The organism is Cupriavidus sp. R6-3, from assembly GCF_059772245.1.
The window spans coordinates 1-1,419 of the sequence record NZ_JCBAJO010000438.1 but is presented as its reverse complement, the minus strand read 5'-3'; the positions used below and the strand labels follow the sequence as shown (position 1 = coordinate 1,419).

Here is a 1,419-nt window from a genome sequence, read left to right as displayed (position 1 = left end):
AGTAGAGGAATGGACTGATTTCCCGTCGCGCGATCAGTACAAGGTCATCCGTTGCCTGACGTGCGGCGCGTCGTGTCCGGAGATGAATTGGAACACGCGGGCAGAGATACCAAAGTGCCATCCCGAGCTGAAATGACACTTTGATTCACATGAGAGAGACGAGTTTTGACGGAAGAAGCAAGAAAGGTCATCGCGAGAACGATGGGCCTATGGGGAATAGGAGGTAACTGTGGGGATCGCGCAAGAGAAGCGTGTAACGGCGAAAGAGGCGGCGGCCATCCTGGGAATCCCGCCGCACCAGATGTGTCGGCTGGACCCATACGGCGAAATCATCAAGCGGTTCAAGCTGACCAGAAAGACCCATGTGTATGACGTTGACTCGCTATATCTGTACCTGAACCTATGCCAGTCCAAGCCATTACAAAAGCCGGAAAGAAGCGACTTCGTTGGACGTTCGAGCGCGTCATTGGCGGCCAACGCATTCGGAAGACAAAGGTCTTCCCTGCTGGAACTAGCCAAGCAGACGCGGACAAGATAGCAGCCAAATGGGAGGCCGATCTTTACGCGGTTGCGGAGGGCGCAAAGAAGCGGCGGACGACCATCGGGGAATGCGTGGAACTACATTTCCGCGACAAGAGCAATGGATGGAAAGATGCCGAGAAGCGAGCCCGGATTCTGGAGAAATGGCGCGACCTGTACGACGAGCGGTACACGGACGAACTGCACCAGTGGTCGTTGGACTTCGCTGCCAAGCTGGCAGGCGAGGGGCTGTCTCCGGCTTCCGTGCGGAACGTGTTGGCCTACATCCGGGCGGCGGTCAAGTATGCGTACAAAGTTGGTTTGGCAGACGAAGACCAGACCAAGCGCCTCGTTATCCCAACCGTCAAGAATGAGCGTCATGTCTACCCACAGCGGCGGGACATGCTGCGGGTAGCGTGGGCTTGCGAGGATCGCCAAGTGCGGGCGGCAATCCGAATCGCCTTCTACTCCGGGATGCGTCGCAGCGAGATTCTCCGGGCCAAGGTGACGAAAGCCGGTTTCTCACTGGCCGACACGAAGAACGGGAAGCCGCGTATCGTGCCGATCCATCCGAGGATCGCCGTTCTCGCTCGCCGGGTGAAGTTCACAATTGACGGAGACAGGTTCTCGGGCCAGTGGGAGAAAGCGCGGAAGGCTGCTGGACTGCCGCATGTTCGGTTCCACGACCTGCGTCATGGAGCTGCATCCGAGATGATTAACCGGGGCGTCGATTTGTACACCGTGGGCGGCGTGCTGGGGCACAAGTCCGTGGTTTCAACGAAGCGGTACGCGCACCTACTAACAGACCGGCTAGCGGAGGCCGTTGGCCGCATCGGCAGAAAATTCCACACCACATAAGGCAACAAGGGCTAGCAGTCTCCCGCTAGCCCTTGTCAGTAC

Annotated in this window: 1 protein-coding gene; it reads left to right on the top strand. The window is 58.1% G+C overall.

Translation table 11 applies throughout. The annotated features are described in order from the left end of the window. The first annotated feature begins 402 nt into the window (after positions 1-402). Complete coding sequence (locus tag AC6EI8_RS26470) at positions 403-1,377, top strand: tyrosine-type recombinase/integrase (protein ID WP_498383390.1); 975 nt, start codon at positions 403-405, stop codon at positions 1,375-1,377. Positions 1,378-1,419 lie beyond the last annotated feature (42 nt).

Bases quoted from the DNA above. Each gene is read 5' to 3' on its own strand.
- AC6EI8_RS26470 (WP_498383390.1), top strand. From the start codon at position 403: ATGCCAGTCCAAGCCATTACAAAAGCCGGAAAGAAGCGACTTCGTTGG.